Genomic DNA, 20797 nt, shown 5'->3' on the forward strand with positions numbered 1-20797 from the left:
TTGCCCTTGAGTTTCCGCTGAAATTCTTGAAGCTCTTTCAAGTCGAGTGCTGCTTTCGCATGAGAGCTGGCCGCGCATACGATGCTTGCGGGAACACAGAACATATCCGGGAACCCGGATGGGAGGCACTGTGAGTGCAAATCATAACGGAGCGAATCTGCTTGAGGTTCGCGGCCTGACCAAGATTTTCGGCACGCTGACGGCGTGCGATCATGTCGACCTCGACATCGCCAAGGGTGAGATCCACGCGCTGCTCGGCGAGAACGGCGCCGGCAAATCGACGCTGGTCAAGATGCTGTTCGGCTCGCTGGAGCCCAATTCCGGCGAAATATTCTGGAATGGCCAGGCCGTCAGAATTACCAGCCCGGGCGTCGCGAAAAAGCTCGGCATCGGCATGGTGTTCCAGCACTTCTCGCTGTTCGAGGCGCTGACGGCGGCCGAGAACATCGCGCTTTCCCTGGATGACGGTTCGCCGATCAGCAGCATCGCGGCCAAGGCGAGGGCGCTTTCCTACAGCTACGGCCTGCCGCTCGATCCTGAATCGCTGGTAGGGGACCTGTCGGTGGGCGAGCGCCAGCGCATCGAGATCATCCGCTGCCTGCTGCAGACGCCGCAACTCATCATCCTGGACGAGCCGACCTCGGTGCTGACGCCGCAGGAGGCCGACAAGCTGTTCGAGACGCTCGAACGTCTGCGCTCGGAAGGCAAATCGATCCTGTACATCTCGCACCGGCTGGAGGAGGTCAAACGCATCTGCGACCGCGCCACCGTGCTGCGGCACGGCAAGGTGGTCGGCCACTGCAATCCGCGCGAGGAGACCGCCGCGTCCTTGGCCCGCATGATGGTCGGCAACGAAGTGCAGGCCGTGGTGCGCGCGCCGGTCGCGGGCATCGAAACGGCACAGTCCCTGCTCGAAATCCGCGGCCTCAGCCGCAAGCCGGCGACGCCGTTTTCGATCCCGCTCAAGAATATCAATCTCACCGTCCGCGCCGGCGAGGTGATCGGCATCGCCGGTGTCGCGGGCAACGGCCAGGGCGAGTTCTTCGAATCCGTTTCCGGTGAAGTCCTGCAGCCGGATGCCGCCTCGGTGCGCATTCGCGGCAAGGATGCGGGCAGCCTCAGCATCACCGGGCGCCGGCTGCTGGGTGCAGCCTTCGTGCCGGAGGAGCGCCTCGGCCATGGTGCCGCCCCGCGCATGCGGCTTTCGGAAAACCTGCTCCTGTCGCGCCATGCCACCGACGGCAAGACCTTCGTCGGGACGGGCGGAATGGTCAAGAGCGGCACCGTCTATGCCGCCGCCCAGCGCATCATCGAGGCGATGGACGTGCGCAAGAGCGCGCCCGATCCGGAGGCGGCAGCGCTGTCCGGCGGCAATCTGCAGAAATTCATCGTCGGCCGCGAACTCGACCGCAGGCCTGACGTCATGGTGGTCAACCAGCCGACCTGGGGTGTCGATGCAGGCGCAGCCGCCCATATCCGCCAGGCACTCATCGAACTGTCCCGCAGCGGATCGGCGGTGTTGGTCATCAGCCAGGATCTCGACGAGCTGTTCGAGATATCGGATGCGATCGCGGTGATGCACAATGGCGAACTGTCCAGGCCGCTGGCGATCGCCGAGGCGACCTTCGAAAAAATCGGCCTGCTGATGGGCGGCGCCGAACCAGGCCACGCCGAACACACGCTGGAGACGGCATGATGCGCCTCGAACTCGTCAAACGGCCGCAGCGCTCGGCGCTGTTTTCCATGCTGTCGCCATTCATCGCCTTCGCGCTGACGATCATCGCGGGCGGCATCATGTTCGCGCTGCTCGGGGTCAATCCGTTCAGCGCGTTCAACATCTATTTCATCGAGCCGGTCAGCCAGGTCTGGCAGTTGCACGAGCTGGCGATCAAGGCGGCGCCGCTGATCCTGATCGCGGTCGGCCTGTCGGTCTGCTACAAGGCCAACATCTGGAACATCGGCGCCGAAGGCCAGTTCATCTTCGGCGCCATCTTCGGCTCGGCCGTTCCGGTGCTGTTTCCTGGGTTCGAGGGCCCATTGGTGCTGCCGCTGATGCTTCTGCTGGGCATGGTCGGCGGTGCCGCCTACGCGGCTATCCCCGCATTTCTGAAAACCCGCTTCAGCACCAACGAGATCCTGACCAGCCTGATGCTGGTTTACGTCGCACAGCTCTTCCTCGACTGGCTGGTGCGCGGACCCTGGCGCGACCCGCAGGGCCATGGCTTCCCGCAGACCATCCAATTCGGCGATTCCGCCATCCTGCCGGAACTGATGCCGGATGCCGGCCGCGCCAATTGGGGCTTCGTGTTCGCGCTGGTCGCGGCGGTGCTGGTGTGGCTGATGATGAGCCGCATGCTCAAGGGTTTCGAGGTTCGCGTGCTCGGCTCCAGCCCGAGGGCAGGGCGCTTCGCCGGCTTCGGCCTCAACCGCATGGTCTTCTTCGCCTTCCTGTTGTCGGGCGCCTTGGCCGGGCTTGCCGGGATATCGGAAGTTTCCGGCGCCATCGGGCAACTTCAGCCCGTCATTTCGCCCGGCTACGGCTTCACCGCCATCATCGTGGCGTTCCTTGGCCGGCTCAATCCCCTCGGCATCGTCGCGGCGGGCCTGGTGCTGGCCCTGACCTATCTCGGCGGCGAGGCGGTGCAAAGCGCGCTCGGCATCTCCGACAAGGTGGCGCGCGTGTTCCAGGGCATGCTGCTGTTCTTCGTGCTCGGCTGCGACACGCTCATCCATTACCGCATCCGGTTGATCGGTCTGGCGCTGACCAAATCGGAGAGTGCCGCGAAGCTCGAGGCCGCGCCAAAGTTGAAGGAAGCCCGCTGATGGACATCACCGTCAACATCCTCCTGACCATCGCCACGGCGGCGACGCCGCTGCTCATTGCGGCGATCGGGGAACTGGTGGTCGAACGCTCCGGCGTGCTCAACCTTGGCGTCGAAGGGATGATGATCATGGGCGCCGTCGGCGGTTTCGGCGCAGGCTATCTGACCGGCTCGCCCTGGATCGGGCTCTTGGCGGCCATCGCCATGGGCGCGCTGTTCTCGCTGCTGTTTGCCGTCATGACGCTGTCGCTGGCCACCAACCAGGTGGCGACCGGCCTGTCGCTGACACTGCTCGGCCTCGGCCTCTCCGGCATGATGGGAACCAGTTTCGTCGGCCAGCCCGGCGTCAGGTTGCCCAATCTCGATATTCCCGGGCTCAGCTCCATCCCGGTGGTGGGCAGACTGCTGTTCGGCCAGGATCCGCTGTTCTACATCTCGATAGCGCTGACGGCGGCGGTGATGTGGTTCCTGTTCCGGACGCGCACCGGGCTGACGCTGCGCTCGATCGGCGACAGCCACGCCTCGGCGCATGCGCTCGGCATCAAGGTCATCCGCTACCGTTATCTCTCGGTAATCTTCGGCGGCGCCTGCGCCGGTCTTGCCGGCGGCCATCTGTCGCTGGTCTACACGCCGCAGTGGGTCGAGAACATGAGCGCGGGCCGCGGCTGGATCGCGCTTGCGTTGGTGGTGTTCGCGTCCTGGCGGCCGTGGCGGGTGCTGGCGGGCGCCTATATCTTCGGCGCGGTGTGGATCGGCCAGCTTCATGCACAGGCTTTTGGCATTCCGGTGCCTTCGCAACTGCTTTCTTCGTTGCCCTATCTGGCGACGGTCGTGGTTCTCGTTCTAATCTCGCGCAACAAGCGTCTGACGATGATGAACACACCGGCTTCCTTGGGGCAGCCATTCGTTCCGGATCGTTGACAACAATAACAAGACGGGAAGCTCCAAGGCTTAACTCAGAGAGGTAACACGATGAAAAAACTGCTTATTGCCCTGATGACGACGACAGCGGCATTTTCGCTGGTCGCGTCCGCGGAGGCCGCCGACAAGCTGAAGGCATGCTGGGTCTATACCGGCCCTATCGGCGACTTCGGCTATTCCTACCAGCACGACCAGGGCCGCCTCGAAGTCGAAAAGGCGCTCGGCGACAAGGTCGAGACCGCCTATCTTGAAAACGTCTCCGAAGGCCCCGATGCCGACCGTGCTTTCGAGCGGCTGGCGCGCGAAGGCTGCAAGATCATCTTCGGCACGTCCTTCGGCTTCATGGACGCCGAAGTGAAGGTCGCCAAGAAGTTCCCCAAGGTGATGTTCGAGCACGCCACCGGCTACAAGACGGCGGACAATCTCGGCATCTACAATGCGCGCTTCTATGAAGGCCGCTATGTGCTCGGTCAGATCGCGGCCAAGGAATCGAAGTCCGGCGTCGCCGGCTACATCGTCTCCTTCCCGATCCCGGAAGTGGTGATGGGCATCAACTCCTTCATGCTCGGCGCGCAGTCGATCAATCCGAATTTCAAGGCCAAGATCGTCTGGGTGAATTCCTGGTTCGATCCGGGCAAGGAAGCCGATGCGGCCAAGGCCCTGTTCGACCAGGGAGCCGATATCATCGTCCAGCACACGGATTCGACCGCGGCCCTGCAGGTGGCCGAGGAGCGCAAGCTGCACGGCTTCGGCCAGTCCTCCGACATGATCAAGTTCGCGCCGAACGCGCAGTTGACCTCGCTGACCGACGAATGGGGACCTTATTACATCAGCCGGGTTCAGGCAGCGATCGACGGCACCTGGAAGCCCGACAATGTCTGGCTCGGCATCAAGGACGGCGCGGTGAAGCTTGCGCCTTACACCAATATGCCCGATGACGTGAAGGCAATGGCCGAGGCGACCGAAAAGAAAATTGCCGGCGGCTGGAATCCCTTCACCGGACCGATCGCCAAGCAGGACGGCTCGCCATGGCTGAAGGACGGCGAGGTCGCCGATGACGGCACGCTGCTCGGCATGAATTTCTACGTCAAGGGCGTCGACGACAAGCTGCCGCAATAAGCTCTACGTACGTTCGTCAGGGAAGGGCGCCGCGCGGCGCCCTTTCTCATTCGGCGGCTTGCGCGGCCACCGAGACATGGCGAAACCGCACCAGGCCGGCGTCCACCACGAGACTGAGCCGGATCCTGAGCCAACGCTGCACCGGCCGCTCGAAATAGCGCCAGATCGCCCACGACACCAAAACCATGAGCGCCACGCAGGTCCACGCTGCAACCCATTTGCCGGCCAGCGGCGTCAAGGCGTTGATGAAGAGATAGCCGGCATTCTGGTGAAGAAGATAAAGCGGGTAAGTCAGCCCGCCGAGAGCCAGCGTGAGCGGCGACGGTCTGATCCGGTCGCGCAGCAGGACAGCGCCGATCAGCGCTGCGTGCATCACCACGTTGGCGGCCACGAGATGGGCGGACGAGACCGCAATGCCGTAATGCCCGATCATCCACTGTTGCGTCACCGACAGCGTATAGCTGGAGAGCACGAAGGCGGCCGCCAGCAGCAGCAAGGCCGGCACTGAGCGACCGTGTGCGTGGAGATGATGGACCAGCATGCCGGCGGCGAAGAACGGCCCGAACTCGGTGAGAAACAGAAGCCGCGCCGCGCCGCTGCCGAGGAAGAGTTCGTTGATGGCCGAGATCGCCAGCCAGCCGAGGATCAGCCCCAATTTCCATCGCTGGAAAACGCCGGCAATCAGAGCCAGCGTCACCCAGCCGTAGAAAACCACTTCAAGCACGACCGACCAGTAGACGCCGTCCATGAAAGGTTGGCCGACGGCCGGCGCGAACATTGTGAGATTGGCGAGATACTGGCTGAAGGAGGCTGGGAGCAGCGGCGTGCCGGAAAAGGCGATAACCGCGAAGCTTATCGTCATGCAGAGCAGAAAGCCCGGATATAAACGCACGAAACGCGCGACGGCGAATTCTTCCCAGCCGCGGCCATCCGCCGACCATGCGATGACGAAACCGCTGATCAGAAAGAAAAGATTGACGCCGAGATAGCCGTACAGAGCGAGTGGCGCGGCATGAGGATAGCCCGCCGTGAGAAAGCCGTCTGCTGCCGCGCCGCGAAAGAAATAGTGAAACAGCACGACGGCCAGCGCCGCCGCCAGCCTCAACAGGTCCAGCGTCGCGATATAATCCTGGCGGACAGGTCTGGGGTCCATCCTGAGTTCCTGCGTTTACGGTCCGGAAACCATAAGGCAGGCGGCGGCCAAACAGGGTAAATGGCCGGAACTATCGCGAAATGTGGTAAATCGTGGTCCTCAGACGGCCGAACCGTAGAGATCATAGGCGTCGGCGCGATCGACCTTGACGGTGACGATGTCGCCGGCGCGCAGCGGGCGGCGCGACTGGATATGGACGGAGCCATCGATCTCAGGCGCATCGTATTTGGTGCGGCCCTTGGCCGATGTGCCATGCGCTTCGTCGATCAGCACCGGCAGGCGCTTGCCGACCTTCTTGGCCAATTGCGTCGCCGAGATCTTCTGCTGGCGCTGCATGAAGCGATGCCAGCGCGCCTCCTTGATTTCCTGCGGCACCTGCTCAAGGCCGAGTTCGTTGGAGCGCGCGCCCCGTACAGGTTCATATTTGAAGCAGCCGGCGCGATCGATCTTCGCTTCATCCAGCCAGTCGAGCAGCATCTCGAAATCTTCGTCGGTTTCGCCGGGAAATCCGACGATGAAGGTCGAGCGGATGGCGAGGTCGGGACACACATCGCGCCAGCCGCGAATGCGCTCGAGCGTCTTTTCGCCATGTGCCGGCCGGCGCATGTTCTTCAACACCTGCGGCGACGCATGCTGGAAGGGGATGTCGAGGTAGGGAAGGATTTTTCCCTCGGCCATCAGCGGGATGACGTCGGCCACGTGCGGGTAGGGGTAGACATAGTGCATGCGCACCCAGATGCCGAGCTTGCCCAATTCCTCGGACAGGTCGAGGAACTTCGCCCGCACTTCACGATCACCGAACATGCTGGCCTGGTATTTGATGTCGATGCCGTAGGCACTGGTGTCCTGCGAGATGACGAGGAGTTCCTTAACGCCGGCCTTGGCCAGTTTCTCGGCTTCACGCAGCACATCGGCCGCCGGCCGCGAGACAAGGTCGCCGCGCAGCGCCGGGATGATGCAGAAGGTGCAGCGATTGTTGCAGCCTTCCGAAATCTTGAGATAGGCATAGTGGCGCGGCGTGAGCTTGACGCCTTGAGGCGGCAGCAGATCGATATAGGGATCATGGCTCGGCGGCGCAGCCTCGTGCACGGCCGCCATGACGCTCTCATAGGCCTGCGGACCGGTGATGGCGAGAACGTTGGGATGCTTCTCGCGAATGACATCGGGCTCGGCGCCCAGGCAGCCGGTGACGATGACCCTGCCGTTCTCCGAAAGCGCCGAACCAATGGCGTTGAGCGATTCATCACGGGCGGAATCGAGGAAGCCGCAAGTGTTGACCACGACGAGATCGGCACCGTCATGCTTGCGCGCGATCTCATAGCCCTCGGCGCGCAGGCGCGTGATAATGCGTTCGGAATCCACCAGGGCTTTGGGGCATCCGAGACTGACGAAGCTGACGCGCGGGGCGGACATGGGCAAGGTTCCAATGGACATGAACCGGAAACGCTGATCCGGCTCGAAGTCTCGACATATAACGGTTTGCACGGCTCTGGCGGGAGCTCAATTCGGGCGGCGCAATAGCACGGCTCGCCCGAACAGGCAAACAGGCAAGCTCTGCGACATCGGCGATCTCGTTGTGCGGATCGAAGCGAAGAAGCCGAAAGCCGTTGGTTCGCGGCTCTTACAAAAAGCGAATTGCCGGGTAATGGCAGCCAGTCAACGCGACTTTCAGCGCTATGATTAGGACTCACTAATATGCTATAGGCAGAATGGTGAGGGGCTAGTCCCATGAGACAGTTGCTAGGACATATTGCATTGGCGTGGCTTGTGCTGCCCGGCGATGCGGACGCACACGGTTGGTATACGGGCAAGACCGATCCCGTTCTTCACTATGACTGCTGCGGAAACAAGGATTGCCGCCCCATCGATTCCAACGATGTCAGGATGACCAAAGACGGCTATTTTGTCAGGCTGCACCCTACCTACTTGAATGAGCCACAAGAAGCAGAGTGGTTTATCCCGAGAGAACGTGTCCAGGCTGCGCCCGATGATCGATACCACATCTGCGAGCGTCTAATGACGTTTTATCGAACGATCATTCCCCATATGAAGTTTGATCCTTACCAGCGATATAGGTGGACGTGCTTCTTCGCGCCGATGGGCACCGGTTCAATCCCAATTAGAATGAACCACTACGCTGCAATTTCAAACTGACCAACATCGGCGGGCGCGAGGGTTCCAGATCAGTGGCCGCTCGACCCGAACCATGGCGCCAGGAAAGCGAATTGGTCGGGAAACTGCTGCACGGCGCCGTCGAGAAGCATCTTCACGGCGACGTAAAGGATGATCAGTAGGCCGATATAGGCGATCCAGCGGTATTTGTGCAGCAGGCGCGCGACGAAGGACGCGGCGAAGCCCATCAGCGCAATCGACAGAGCGAGGCCGATGATCAGCACCGTCGGATGGTTCATGGCCGCACCCGCGACGGCCAGGACATTGTCGAGCGACATCGAGACGTCGGCAATGACGATCTGCCACGCGGCCTGCGAGAAGGTCTTGCGCGGCGACTTGCCGGCGATGGTCCCATCCTTGTCGAAATCGCCATTCGACAGCGCTTCGGTCGCGTCGCGCTCCTGCTCGTGGCTGACACCCAGCTCCCGCCACATCTTCCAGCACACCCAAAGCAGCAGCAGGCCGCCGGCGATGAGGAGCATGGGGCCAATTGTCAGCAGCCATTGCGTGATCAGGGCGAAGAAAATGCGAAGGACGGTGGCCGCGATGATGCCGACCAGAATGGCCCGTTTGCGCTGACTGGCCGGCAAGCCGGCCGCCGCAAGGCCGATGACGATGGCGTTGTCCCCAGCCAGCGCAAGATCGATCGCGATAACCTGAAAAAGAGCCGATAAGCCTGCGGCAGTAAATATTTCCATCGACCTGGAAGCCCTTGCCTGTTCGCCGAGTGTTCGTTGTCGATCGCCCAGCCCGCCCTAAAGACATGGTTCCTTGCCGTCAAGACATCGCTTCGGGCAACGCCGCAAAACCGCTTTCGTTGCAGCGGCGCCATTGAGGGGATTCGACAATCACGGGCAGGCGAGCCGAAACGGCAATGAAAACCTAGTCGTAGCGCCTAATCGTAGAGATTGTATTTTGCCCAGTCGGTCTCTGGAATCTCGTCGCCGATGCGGTAGCGGAGCTGTAAAACCTCCATATGGTCCGGCGCCGTCTCGCACTTGAATTTCAGCCGGTACCATTGCCCCTTGCTGCGGAAGGCGGCTCCTGGGCTCTTAATGGCGTCGTCGCTCATGACCGGCGTGGCAAAGGCGTAAGCGACCACCCGATCCGCCTTGTACTTGCGGTCGTCATGGGTGATCCGGTCGAGGACTTCAGCATCACAGCGCTGTTCGAGGCGGGTTTGCGGGTCGAGTTTCAGGAGGCCTGCGCGCAAGGCGCTGTCCATGGCGTTGGCCGGAAAAGCCAGGGTCAAGAACGCCATGACCGTCGTGCAGAGTGTCTTCATGGGCGGGACAAGCAGCATATTTTGTCTGAAAAATCAACCAAAGGGCCGGGCGTTGTCCCGCGCTCAGGCACTCGGCGCGTTCAAAATCCCGTGTCGGGATTCATCGTGCGATGGCTGCGGCCAACGCATCAGCGAGGCACGGCCGGCGTCGGTCAGATCGTATACGCCGCGGTCGACGCGCGCGAACCAGCCATAGACATTGTGCAGCAGGATTTTCGGCGCAAGCGGCGTCAGCGCCTTGAGATCGCGCGGGCGCTTGGGCCCGTCGGCCAATGCCGCGGCGCAGGCGAGGGCGCTTTGGCGGTACGCTGTCATGATGGGATTGCGCGATCCCCCGCCCGCGACAGGATCGCCGCGGCGCCGGCGGTGCTCGTCGACCAGCCGCGAGCGGCGCCGTGGGTTCTTGCGCGGCGCGACGGTGACCGGACTCAGGAGCACCTCGACCCGGTCGCTCGCCGTCACGCCGAGCAGGCCGAAGCCAAGCCGGCGGCAAAGATTGCGGAACCGGGCGTCGCTCTCGCGTCCCTTGCCCCTGGCCGACATGCGCGCGGCCAGCCACACCTCGTCGCAGGCGGTCGCGCGGTCGACGCCTTGCAGCACCAGTTCGAGATTGAACGCCAGCTTCAACTCGCAAATGACGACGACGGGCGGCTCCCCCTCACGCAGCGCGACAATGTCGCAGCCGCCGATCTCGCCCTTCACGGCAAAATCCAGGCTTTCGAGAAACCGCTTCACCGGCGCGTAGAGTGAGGTTTCGTTCATAGGCCCAAGGCTTAGCCGATTCGGCACGAAAAGCCTCGGGAGCAGGTCTACATGCCTTTCCGGGGTTCGCCGAACCATCGTGATGCGGCTTGAGCGGCTTCCTCCGGGTTGGGGTCATCCTCGCCAGCCCAGGCCACGAAGCCGTCGGGGCGCACGAGCACGGCGCTCAAGCCAAGCTGATCCCTGGCCTTTCCGGCGACGTAGGTGATCCGGTCGCCCCAGCGGCCTGCAAGCGCTTCAAGCGATGGGCAAGCGTCAAAGTCAAGGAACAGGCCCTTGCCCGTGCGGAGGAACTCGCCGATTTTTCTTCCTCCGATCAGCTCGAAATCGGGAACACTGCGCCCGACCAGCCCGTGGCCGCCGCCAGGATCGTAGCGAAGAGAAATACCCCATATCCGTTCGGCGAAGTATGTCGCGCCGTCGCGCGTGTCGATCAGGTCGCGGATGATGGTTTCGAGCGCGCGCGTTGCCGGGCTTGGCCGCATGAGCGCGACCTGGGCGCGCGACCAGTCGAGGATTTGCGCCCCGACCGGATGGCGTTCGCTGAAATAACTGTCGAGCAGACCGTCCGGCGCGTCGCCGCGGATGGTGGCGGCCAGCTTCCAGCCAAGGTTCATCGCGTCGCCGAGCCCGAGGTTGAGACCTTGGCCGCCCAAGGGAGAATGGATATGCGCGGCGTCGCCGGCAAGCAGCACTCGTCCCTTGCGGTAGGTCGTTGCCTGGTGGGCGCGATCCGTCCAGGTGGCGGCGAGTTTGAGAGCCGTCAGCGTGAGGTCCGCGCCGGATACTCGGCGCAAAACCGCCTGCACGTGGTCGCAGGTGATTGGCTGGGTTCGGTGGAAAGCCCCACCATCGAACTCGACCATCGCGACAGTACCGGGTCTTTGATACGTATACATGCCGGTCGGCGTGTAGTGGCGGCCGGGCGTGAGCCTGTCCGGGTCGGCCATTTCGATCTGAACGGAATAGCCTGTGAATTCCGGATCGGTACCGACGAACGCGAAGCCGCCGGCCTTGCGCACCGTGCTGCGCCCGCCGTCACAGCCGACGAGCCAAAATCCCCGAAAAATCTCACCGCCGGCGCGAACGGTCACGCCTTCATCCGTCTGATCGAAGTCCTCGACACCGAAGCCGCGCCTGATCTCGACCCCCATTGCGATTGCGCGCGCGGCCAAGACTGATTCGAGATGCGCCATTTCGACCGCGATTGCGGCGGTGGCCGAACCTGGCAGGCGGTAGGGCCATTTCGCGGCGTCGATGGCATCGTGGAAGAACTGGATACCTGCGAAATGGCCACCCGGACGGCGCGGTTGATTCAGCCAGTGCGCACCAGTCGCAGCGCCACCGTTGCCCGTTCCATCCCTTGGAGAGGCGATGTCGTCCAGCAGACCGCGACGGTGGAGGGCTTCGATGGTGGGCACCGAGAGGCCGCGCAGCCCGAACGGAAGCCGCTTCAACGGCGAGTGCGGGTCTTCGGCTTGCTCCAGCACCAGCACCGAGAGGCCGGCGAGGCGCAACTCACAGGCGAGGAACAGACCGACAGGGCCTGCACCAGCGATTACTACATCATGGGAATCGAGATGGCGGTTGTGCATGAACTGCTCCTTTGTCGATGTTCGACCGGAGCGTTCCTCGGATTTGAGAACCACACGGACGAACGATTGGACGCGAGAGAAGCGTCCGATGTTCGTCGTGGGGATCTCCTGCAGGAGGCCAAAGACCAGAGCTTTCGTTACCGAAAGGACTTGGGCTTACCAAACCAAGTCTGCCTTTTCCGACAGCGGCTCTATAGCGTTGCGGTGAGCTATCCGCAACAGACGGGGTTGCGGCCGACGCCGAACGGAATCATGGCCGCTCAGGCTAGAACCGATGAAACGCCGCCCGATGCGTTGTCCGATTCGTTCGTCTAGTGGCAATTTCGCCGTCGGTCGGTTTGAATGGAATGCCATTCCGACTCCGGCCGTATTGCCGCAGCGAACAGCCCATATTTGCGTTTCGGCCGTCGGGGTCACGCCCTGTTTAGGTCGTCGGCGAAGGGAATTTCGGTTCTCCAATATCGGCGCAGAAAGCGCCAAGTGCGCCGGAGCGCCGATATTGTTTTCCGTTTCAACCAGGGCATGTTTTCCAAATTGTCCGGGAATCGCACGGCGCTGTGCTGTGTAAGCGCGCGCGAGTCGACCAGATCAGATCCTTTCGGATACAGATGGAACGACTGGATGCAGAGCGCAGGTAGTATTTGATACGTCTTCAGACCTCTGGCGACGCCACAGGCAGGATTAAACATCACGTGGTCTACGGGATCGGAGAATCGCTCGGTCAGCTTTAACAGCCGTTCTGCCGCCGCTTTCGAGATTATGTATCCACCCGTCCCGAAGTGAAGGCTACGCAGGAGGCTAAGGCGGAAATCGCCGGGTAGCATAGAAACCACGCGGTCCAGCCACACCCTTCCCAGGACCGTCTCTAGTTTAACGATATCGGCGTCGACGGGAATCCAACTGGTGTCGTTGCCAACGAATCTAGGTAAATGCGAGGAGATGATCACATCATCCTCGAAAACGGAGCCAAACGGCTCGAGGCCCGAAGCAATTTCCTCCCAGCATCGTCGGTGGCTGAGAAAACAGCCCACCTCTTCTTTGGTTAGCGAAACTGCGCCGGGCACCGGCTGGTAAACGTCCGACATCCTTTTTTCGCTAAGCAACTTTCCATCAACCGCCGGAATTCTTTCAAATTCCAAACCAATCGACGCAAAGCGTTCATACATCCGTCCCGACCTAGCCGGACTCCGGTCTAGGTTAATTACATAGGAATTCACGAAAAGCCCCCCGGCTTTTGCAGTCACTGCTGGGCGGTTATTTCATTGCTGATACAAAATCAAGGTATTCGGTTTGGTCCAGAGGCGTTGGCAGCGCGAGCCGAACTGGTGCTTGCTGCTCCTACGCAGCTCCGGTAAGAAATACGGTCGTAATCAAGGTGCTACCGGTGAATTCGCAGACCTGATGAAGATCACGGAAAGACGTTCTCTCTGAGTGAAACTTTCATTGACTACGAACTGCTGCGCTGCTTTGGCGCTGACACCTCAAAAAGCAGGGCGCCGTTCCCGTGGCGCAACCCTAAGGGCTTCCTTACGGCGGACGGCTTTCGCGCGCTCTGTGACGACTTCCCGAAGCTTGAACTGTTCGAGTACCGCAGCAACATCCGTCGCCTCCACAGCCAACGTCCGCACAACAGCCGGACTTTTGCGGTCGCAAGCTGGCCGCCCATCTGTGAGCAGCAGCGCAGGAACAGCGCATTGAACCATTACGCGGTGGCGTTGCACGCGGCGGAAATTTTTATGCAAATGGCGGAGGGAGTGGGATTCGAACCCACGGTGAACTTGCGCCCACGCCGGTTTTCAAGACCGGTGCCTTAAACCGCTCGGCCATCCCTCCAGCGACATCTCTTCGCCAACGTCACCCGATCCGATATTCGAGCCTGGCGGCGAATGAAGAGAGCCATCTTGCTGATGCTCTAGTGTGCCCGGCAAAGATCTGTCAACCGGCATGCGCGGACCGCATGTTTCCCGGCAGCCGACGCCGGGCAGGGTGGCGTCACAATCTTGCCCGGTTCCGGCCACAATCGATTAATAGCGTGATAAACAATTCCTGCGCACAAAGGACAGGGGTTCGAGGCGTCGTTGGTCTTGGTCAGGTAAGCTTTGGCTCCTGCGACGTTCAAGCCGCGGCGTTTTGGTCGAGACTGTAGGGGACATCAGGAAATGCAAACTACGGCGCGCCCGCGTCTACGCCGTGCTTGCGCTTTCGCGCTATTCACCATGTCGGCAGCCTTGCTTGCCGCCTGCGCGTCGCAGCCTGAACCAAAAGGGATGGTCCACAAGAAGACCCGTTCCAAGGAATATTTCGCCGAAACCGAATATGGCGTGAAGGCCAGCCCTCGCGTTGCCTTCATGCGGCGTGGCGGCGGCCGCGACCAGCTTGGTAAACCCTACCAGGTTCGCGGCAAGTGGTACTATCCGAAGGAAGACAAGCACTATGCCAAGGTCGGCCTGGCGTCGTGGTACGGCGATGCCTTTCATGGACGGCTGACCGCCAACGGCGAAGTCTACGACATGAGCCATCTGACGGCGGCGCACCCGACCATGCCCCTGCCGAGCTACGCCCGCGTCACCAATCTCAAGACCGGCAGTTCGGTCATCGTGCGCGTCAATGATCGCGGTCCCTACCACCAGGGCCGCATCATCGATGTCTCGGAACGCGCCGCCCAGATGCTCGACTATGCCAATGTCGGCACGGCCGAGGTGAAGGTGGAATATGTTGGCCGCGCGCCGCTCGACGGCAATGACGACCAGTATCTGATGGCCTCCTACCATCCAGGCAACAGGATACCGGATCCATCGGACGGCCTGCCGACCGGCGTCATGGTGGCCATGAACGGACCGTCGCCCAGCCTGCCGGTGGGCGCTGCCGCCGTGCCATTTCCGGGTCAGCTGACGAATTCCGATATGGTTCCGCCAGGGCAGGTGCCGGCACAATCGCCGGCGTTGGGTGACCTGGCGCTGCCCGACTTCGGTCCGATCGTGCCGGAGCGTCCGGATATCGGCCTGCCGCCGCAATCGCCGTTTTCGGTGGCCTCGCTCTCCTATGCCGACGAGCGCGTGCGAAGCGCCGATGTCTTTGCCGCACTTGACGACGACGGCATGTCGCCCGCCGACATCCTGCGCTCATGGAAGAGCGCCAACCCGCAGGCGCCGTCGCCGGCCTATGTCGCGGCCGGCACCTTCGATGACGTCACCGAGGCAAAACGCGTGGCCGCCGCGCTCGAGCCCTTCGGCAGGATCGAGATCCAGCGTTCCGAATTCAATGGCAAGGACTGGTATGCGGTGAACCTCTATCCGGACGGCCATGGCGGCGTCGACGATCTGCTGCAGGCGGCCTGGTCGCATGGTGCGCCGGACGCTCTGGCCGTGCGCAACTGATCTATTTTTCCCGCACGGTTGATCCTGCGGAAAAAACCCTGATAGCTTGGCTGCGCCAGAACCGGCAAACGGGTCGAGATTTCATGCAGTTGCGCGTCTTTCCGCCTTTGGCCGGATTTCTGGGATTGGCCCTGCTGCTGTTTTGCATCGCGCCCGCCAGCGCGCAGCTTTTCGAGACCAAGGCAGCCCAGGCCTTCATGATAGACGCCGACACAGGGACGGTGTTGTTTTCCAAGGACGCCGACAAGCCGATACAGCCGGCCTCGATGGCCAAGCTGATGACGATGGAAGTGGTGTTCAACGCCATCAAGTCCGGGCGCCTGACCCTCGACGACACGTTCGTGGTGAGTGAAAACGCCTGGCGCAAGGGCGGCGCCCCTTCGGGAACGTCGACGATGTTTGCCAAGCTCAAATCGGCGGTCCGGGTCGAGGACCTGATCCAGGGCGTGACGGTGCAGGCGGCCAATGACGGCTGTATCGTGCTGGCCGAAGGCTTGGCCGGGTCCGAGGACAATTTCGCCGCGCAGATGACCGAACGCGCCCGCCAGATCGGCCTGGCCAAATCGACTTTCGTCAATTCGACCGGGCTGCCGGCGGAGGGCCAGCAGACGAGCGTGCGCGAGCTGGCAATGCTGGCTTTGCATCTGTGGCGCGAGTATCCGGACCTTTATCGCTACTACGGCCTGAAGGATTTTACCTGGAACAAGATTTCGCAGAGGAATCGCAACCCGCTGCTGGCGATGGACATCGGCGCCGACGGCCTGGCGGTCGGCAGCAGTGAGGTGTCCGGCTTTGGCATAGTCGGCTCGGTCGGCCACAATGGCGCGCGGGTGATCGCGGCGATGAGCGGGCTCGCCAGCGACAAGGAACGCGCCGAGGAGGCGCGCAAGCTGCTCGAATGGGGTGCCCGTTCCTTCGAGAAGACGCAAATCTTCGCCAAGGACGAGGTGGTGGGCCAAGCTCAGGTTTTCGGCGGCATTAAAGCCGGCGTGACGCTGAAGGCGAAAGGGCCGATCGCCATCTTCCTGCCGGTAGCCAACCGCGACAAGCTGACGGCGAGCATCGTCTATGACGGACCGGTTGCCGCACCCGTGGAGGAGGGGCAGCCGGTAGGCGTGCTGCGGGTCTGGATCGGCGACACACTGAGCCAGGAGACGCCGCTGTTCGCCGCCGAATCGATCGGCATCGGCACGCTGCCGCAACGCGCCCTCGACGCCGTCAAGGAACTGGCCGTCGGCTGGCTCCGCTAAAGCGCGTCGCGCTGAACCGGATTCACGCTATGCGCTTTGGCGTCTTTGTTTATGCATGTCGTTCTCTCCAGCCGAGGTCACTTTTGAGCGGCATGCGATAACGCCGGCGGCATGGACGTTTCCCCGAACGCGGACTATCTAGAGCGCTAGAATCCATTCAAATAAGGGACAAAGGCCTTTCGATTGGCACGCGGATTTTTCATCACCTTCGAAGGCGGCGAAGGAGCAGGCAAGTCGACGCAGATCGAGCGGCTGGCGGGAAAGATGCGCGCCAAGAAGTACGACGTCCTCGTCACCCGGGAACCGGGCGGCTCGCCGGGCGCGGAAGCGGTCCGGCATGTGCTGCTCTCGGGCGCCGCCGAGCCGTTCGGGCCGAAGATGGAAGCGCTGCTTTTCGCGGCGGCGCGCTCCGACCATGTCGAGCAGGTCATCCGCCCGGCGGTCGAGCGCGGCTCCATTGTCCTATGCGACCGCTTCCTGGATTCCTCGCGCGTCTACCAGGGCGTCACCGGCGGCCTCGACCCGGTGTTCATGGAGACGCTGGAGCAGGTCGCCATCAATGGCATGATGCCCGACATGACGCTGATCTTCGACATCGATCCCACGGAAGGCCTGAGACGCGCAACAGTGCGTCGCGGCGCCGGCGCCGGCCCCGATCGCTTCGAAAAGGAAACGCTTGCCATCCACCAGGCGCGCCGCGAGGCGTTCCTGGCGATCGCCGCGGCCGAGCCGGAGCGCTGCGTTGTGATCGACGCATCCGCCGCTCCCGATGCGGTAGAAAATGTCGTCACCGCCACGGTGTTCGCGGCGCTGGAGGCGAGGGCGCCCATGCGCAACAGACAGACCGCACCCGCATGATCTTCGAACGCATCGCGCCGGAACAGCATGACACGCTGGACGGCGTCCCTGAACCGTCCGAAACGCCACGCCTGGTCGGGCACGGGCAGGCCGCCGCCATGCTCGCCGCCGCCTATCGCGCTGGAAAGCTGCCGCACGCGCTGATCTTCACCGGACCGCTCGGCATCGGCAAGGCGACGCTCGCGTTCCATCTGGCGCATCATCTCCTGAAGCATCCGGCCTTCGAGCAGGCGCCGGAGACGCTCGCCGTTCCCGATCCGGCGTCCTCGCTGTATCGCCAGATCGCCACCGGCGCGCATCCCGGCGTGCTGCACCTGACGCGGCCGCTGAACGACAAGACGAAGAGCTTCAAGACGGTCGTCACCGTCGACGAGATCCGCAAGGTCAATCGCTTCCTGTCGATGACTTCGCATGACGGCAGCTACCGGGTGGTGATCGTGGACCCGGCCGACGACATGAACACCAATGCAGCCAATGCCTTGCTGAAGAATCTTGAGGAGCCGCCGGCGCGAACGCTGTTCATCCTCATCGTCCATGCACCGGGCAGCCTGTTGCCGACGATCCGCTCGCGCTGCCAATTGGTTCGGCTGTCGCCGCTCGATGCCGACGAGCTGATGGCGGTGCTGGAAACTGCCGAGCCGCCTCCGCCGGACGATCCGGCCGCGCGGACAGCCCTTGCCGCGCGGGCAGGGGGCAGCGCCCGCAATGCGATCCTCCTGACGCAGTATGGCGGGTTGGAGATCGCCGAAACGCTGGACGCCCTGGTGAGCGCCGGCAAGAGCGACATCGCCGGCGCCTATCGCCTTGCCGAAGTCGTGGCCGGGCGCGACCAGGCGATCCAGTTCGATATCTTCAACCGCCGCGCGCTCGATCTGTTGTCCGATGCGGCGAGCCGGGCGGCGCTGGCCGGCGATCTCGCACGAGCCAAAACGCTGTCGGACACTTGGCATGAGGCGCTGGACGCTATATCTGAGACTGATACCTACAATCTCGACAAGAAGCAGCACGCCTTGACCATGATCGACCGCCTGAAGTCTGCAATGCGAATGTGATGGTTCCCTCGGGATGGCAATCGCCACCCCGATGCGATATCCACCGCCACGCCTTCCATTCAGACATTCATGACGGTTCATTCATGTCACGCGATACATTCTACATCACGACCGCGATCTCTTACCCCAATGGCAAGCCGCATATCGGCCATGCCTACGAATTGATCGCCACCGATGCGCTGGCCCGCTTTCAGCGGCTCGACGGCAAGCAGGTCTTCTTTCTCACCGGCACCGACGAACACGGCATCAAGATGCTGCAGACGGCGAAGAAGGAAGACATTTCTGCGCGCGAACTGGCCGACCGCAATTCGGCTGAGTTCAAGCGCATGGCGACCGCGCTCAACGCCTCCAACGACGATTTCATCCGCACCACCGAAGAGCGGCACTACGCGGCCTCTCAGGCGATCTGGAAGGCGATGGCTGCCAATGGAGACATCTACAAGGGCGGCTATGCCGGCTGGTACTCGGTGCGTGACGAAGCTTATTACGGCGAGGAGGAAACCGAGGTTCGTCCCGACAATATCCGCTATGGCCCGCAAGGAACGCCGGTCGAATGGGTCGAGGAGGAAAGCTATTTCTTCCGGCTTTCGGCCTATCAGGACAAACTGCTGGCGCTCTACGAGGGCCAGCCGGATTTCATCGGCCCGGCCGAGCGGCGCAACGAAGTGATGAGCTTCGTCAGATCGGGACTGAAAGACCTGTCGATCTCGCGCACGACGTTCGACTGGGGCGTGCCGGTGCCCGGCGACGAAAAGCACGTGATGTATGTCTGGGTCGACGCGCTGACAAACTACATTACCGGCGTCGGCTATCCCGATGAAAACGCAGACAATTGGAAATTCTGGCCGGCCGATGCGCACATCATCGGCAAGGACATCGTGCGTTTCCACGCCGTCTACTGGCCGGCCTTCCTGATGTCGGCAGGCATTCCGCTGCCGAAGCGCGTCTTTGGCCACGGCTTCCTGTTCAACCGCGGCGAGAAGATGTCGAAATCGGTCGGCAACGTCATCGACCCCTTCACCATGATAGAGCATTACGGGCTCGACCAGGTTCGCTATTTCTTCCTGCGCGAGGTGCCGTTCGGCCAGGACGGCAGCTACAGCCACGAAGCGATCGTCAACCGCACCAATGCCGACCTTGCCAACGGCGTCGGCAATCTGGCGCAGCGCTCGCTGTCGATGATCGCCAAGAACTGCGGCGGCGTGGTGCCGACGCGCGGCGAGCTGACGGATGCCGACAAGGCAATCCTCGATCAGGCGGCGGCCGCTCTTGCCGCCGCGCGCAAGGCAATGGCCGAGCAGGGCATCCATCTGGCGCTGGCGTCGATCTTCGGCGTGGTGGCCGAAGCCGACCGGTATTTCGCCGGACAGGAACCCTGGGCACTGAAGAAGACTAACCCCGAGCGCATGCAAACGGTGCTGTGGACAACGGCCGAGGTGGTCCGGCGCGTGGCGATTCTGTGCCAACCCTTTATTCCAGGATCGGCCGCGAAGCTGCTTGACCTGCTGGCCGTGCCGGCAGACGAGCGCAATTTCGTGCATCTCCACGCCGATCATGCGCTTGTGCCGGGCAGAGCGTTGCCTGTACCAGGAGGCGTGTTTCCGCGTTATGTCGATCAGCCGGAAGCGAACGGCTGATGCTCGTCGACAGCCACTGCCATCTGGATTTTCCGGACTTCGCCGAGGAGCGGGCGGCCGTCGTCGCCCGTGCCCTGGCCGCCGGGATCGGCCGCATGGTGACGATTTCGACGCGCGTGAAGCGATTTCAGCAAATACTTGAAATCGCTGACGCTTTCGACGAAGTGTACTGTTCCGTCGGAACCCATCCGCACAATGCCGCCGAAGAGCTTGACGTGACGACGGCGGATCTCGTGCGCCGGTCCGCCCATCCCAAGGTGGTGGCGATCGGCGAAGCCGGGCTCGACTATTTCTATGACAAAGCGCCCCGCGATGCGCAGGCGCAGGGTTTGCGCAACCACATCGCCGCTGCTCGCGAGACGGGCCTGCCGCTGGTCATCCATTCGCGCGACGCCGACGACGACATGGCTCATATCCTTGAGGAAGAAACGGGGAAGGGCGCCTTCCCGTTCGTCCTGCACTGTTTTTCGTCGGGACGCAGGCTGGCCGAGGTCGGCGTCTCGCTGGGCGGCTATGTTTCGTTTTCCGGCATCCTGACCTTCAAGAATTCGGCCGAAATACGCGCCATAGCCGCCGACCTGCCGCACGACCGGCTGCTGGTGGAGACCGATGCGCCATATCTCGCGCCGATCCCATTTCGCGGCAAGCGCAACGAACCCGCTTATGTCGCGCACACGGCCAGGGTTCTGGCCGAGACGATCGGCATCAGCGAAGGTGAAATCGCAGCTTTGACGACCGATAATTTCTTCCGGCTGTTCGGCAAGATGCCGCGCCCCGCCGAGCAAAGCGCCTGA

At 62.4% G+C, this 20797-nt stretch carries 18 protein-coding genes and 1 tRNA gene; 11 read left to right on the plus strand and 8 right to left on the minus strand.

Annotated features, from left to right (window positions below; genetic code table 11):
* Positions 1-118: 118 nt before the first annotated feature.
* The 4 genes from FJ426_RS10840 to FJ426_RS10855 are packed head-to-tail and all read left to right on the plus strand — an operon-like array spanning position 119 to position 4862.
* On the plus strand, positions 119-1696 hold the full coding sequence (locus FJ426_RS10840; protein WP_181165345.1) for an ABC transporter ATP-binding protein: 1578 nt from the start codon (positions 119-121) through the stop codon (positions 1694-1696).
* Positions 1693-2823 (plus strand): ABC transporter permease, encoded by a 1131-nt coding sequence (locus tag FJ426_RS10845; RefSeq protein WP_140498602.1) that lies wholly within the window; start codon positions 1693-1695, stop codon positions 2821-2823. Before FJ426_RS10840 ends, FJ426_RS10845 begins: the two co-directional genes overlap by 4 nt.
* The gene (locus FJ426_RS10850; RefSeq protein WP_140561203.1) at positions 2823-3743 is read left to right on the plus strand and encodes an ABC transporter permease; all 921 of its coding nucleotides are present in this window, start codon (positions 2823-2825) and stop codon (positions 3741-3743) included. The genes FJ426_RS10845 and FJ426_RS10850 overlap by 1 nt, the downstream gene beginning before the upstream one ends.
* A 51-nt stretch (positions 3744-3794) precedes the next feature.
* A complete protein-coding gene (locus tag FJ426_RS10855; protein ID WP_140498600.1) occupies positions 3795-4862 on the plus strand; it encodes a BMP family ABC transporter substrate-binding protein in 1068 nt (355 codons plus the stop codon).
* A gap of 46 nt (positions 4863-4908) precedes the next feature.
* Here the strand turns inward: FJ426_RS10855 and FJ426_RS10860 are convergent, their stop codons facing one another.
* The gene (locus tag FJ426_RS10860; RefSeq protein ID WP_140561202.1) at positions 4909-6015 is read right to left on the minus strand and encodes an acyltransferase; all 1107 of its coding nucleotides are present in this window, start codon (positions 6013-6015) and stop codon (positions 4909-4911) included.
* 99 nt (positions 6016-6114) lie between these two features.
* Complete coding sequence (rimO, locus tag FJ426_RS10865) at positions 6115-7428, minus strand: 30S ribosomal protein S12 methylthiotransferase RimO (protein ID WP_140498598.1); 1314 nt, start codon at positions 7426-7428, stop codon at positions 6115-6117.
* 315 nt (positions 7429-7743) lie between these two features.
* Here rimO and FJ426_RS10870 point away from each other — a divergent pair, with 315 nt between their 5' ends.
* A complete protein-coding gene (locus tag FJ426_RS10870) occupies positions 7744-8169 on the plus strand; it encodes a hypothetical protein (protein WP_140561200.1) in 426 nt (141 codons plus the stop codon).
* A 29-nt stretch (positions 8170-8198) separates the two neighbouring features.
* On the opposite strand, the gene FJ426_RS10875 is transcribed toward FJ426_RS10870, so the two are convergent.
* The 6 genes from FJ426_RS10875 to FJ426_RS10900 form a co-directional block, all read right to left on the minus strand.
* Positions 8199-8885, minus strand: a complete 687-nt coding sequence (locus FJ426_RS10875) for a TerC family protein (RefSeq protein ID WP_140498596.1) — start codon at positions 8883-8885, stop codon at positions 8199-8201.
* Between the two features lie 197 nt (positions 8886-9082).
* On the minus strand, positions 9083-9490 hold the full coding sequence (locus FJ426_RS10880) for a DUF930 domain-containing protein (protein WP_140498595.1): 408 nt from the start codon (positions 9488-9490) through the stop codon (positions 9083-9085).
* 45 nt (positions 9491-9535) lie between these two features.
* On the minus strand, positions 9536-10234 hold the full coding sequence (locus tag FJ426_RS10885; RefSeq protein ID WP_140525192.1) for a DUF2161 family putative PD-(D/E)XK-type phosphodiesterase: 699 nt from the start codon (positions 10232-10234) through the stop codon (positions 9536-9538).
* Between the two features lie 47 nt (positions 10235-10281).
* Positions 10282-11829, minus strand: a complete 1548-nt coding sequence (locus FJ426_RS10890) for an FAD-dependent monooxygenase (protein ID WP_140561198.1) — start codon at positions 11827-11829, stop codon at positions 10282-10284.
* A 413-nt stretch (positions 11830-12242) separates the two neighbouring features.
* On the minus strand, positions 12243-13073 hold the full coding sequence (locus FJ426_RS10895; protein ID WP_140561196.1) for a glycosyltransferase family 25 protein: 831 nt from the start codon (positions 13071-13073) through the stop codon (positions 12243-12245).
* A gap of 499 nt (positions 13074-13572) precedes the next feature.
* Positions 13573-13662, minus strand: a tRNA-Ser gene (locus FJ426_RS10900).
* Positions 13663-13988: 326 nt separating this feature from the next.
* On the opposite strand from FJ426_RS10900, the gene FJ426_RS10905 reads away from it, so the two are divergent.
* The 6 genes from FJ426_RS10905 (at position 13989) to FJ426_RS10930 (ending at position 20797) form a co-directional block, all read left to right on the plus strand.
* On the plus strand, positions 13989-15206 hold the full coding sequence (locus tag FJ426_RS10905) for a septal ring lytic transglycosylase RlpA family protein (RefSeq protein ID WP_140561195.1): 1218 nt from the start codon (positions 13989-13991) through the stop codon (positions 15204-15206).
* Between the two features lie 83 nt (positions 15207-15289).
* Positions 15290-16456 (plus strand): D-alanyl-D-alanine carboxypeptidase family protein, encoded by a 1167-nt coding sequence (locus tag FJ426_RS10910; protein WP_140561193.1) that lies wholly within the window; start codon positions 15290-15292, stop codon positions 16454-16456.
* A 183-nt stretch (positions 16457-16639) separates the two neighbouring features.
* Complete coding sequence (gene tmk, locus FJ426_RS10915; RefSeq protein ID WP_140561191.1) at positions 16640-17314, plus strand: dTMP kinase; 675 nt, start codon at positions 16640-16642, stop codon at positions 17312-17314.
* Positions 17311-18366: a DNA polymerase III subunit delta' gene (locus FJ426_RS10920; RefSeq protein WP_140561190.1), complete on the plus strand. Its 1056-nt coding sequence runs from the start codon at positions 17311-17313 to the stop codon at positions 18364-18366. The genes tmk and FJ426_RS10920 overlap by 4 nt, the downstream gene beginning before the upstream one ends.
* A gap of 83 nt (positions 18367-18449) precedes the next feature.
* The gene (metG, locus tag FJ426_RS10925) at positions 18450-20003 is read left to right on the plus strand and encodes a methionine--tRNA ligase (protein ID WP_140561188.1); all 1554 of its coding nucleotides are present in this window, start codon (positions 18450-18452) and stop codon (positions 20001-20003) included.
* Positions 20003-20797 carry a TatD family hydrolase gene (locus FJ426_RS10930; RefSeq protein ID WP_140525183.1) on the plus strand — a complete coding sequence of 265 codons (795 nt, stop codon included), beginning with the start codon at positions 20003-20005 and terminating at the stop codon, positions 20795-20797. The genes metG and FJ426_RS10930 overlap by 1 nt, the downstream gene beginning before the upstream one ends.

The organism is Mesorhizobium sp. B2-6-4 (genome assembly GCF_006441495.1).
Lineage (GTDB): Bacteria > Pseudomonadota > Alphaproteobacteria > Rhizobiales > Rhizobiaceae > Mesorhizobium.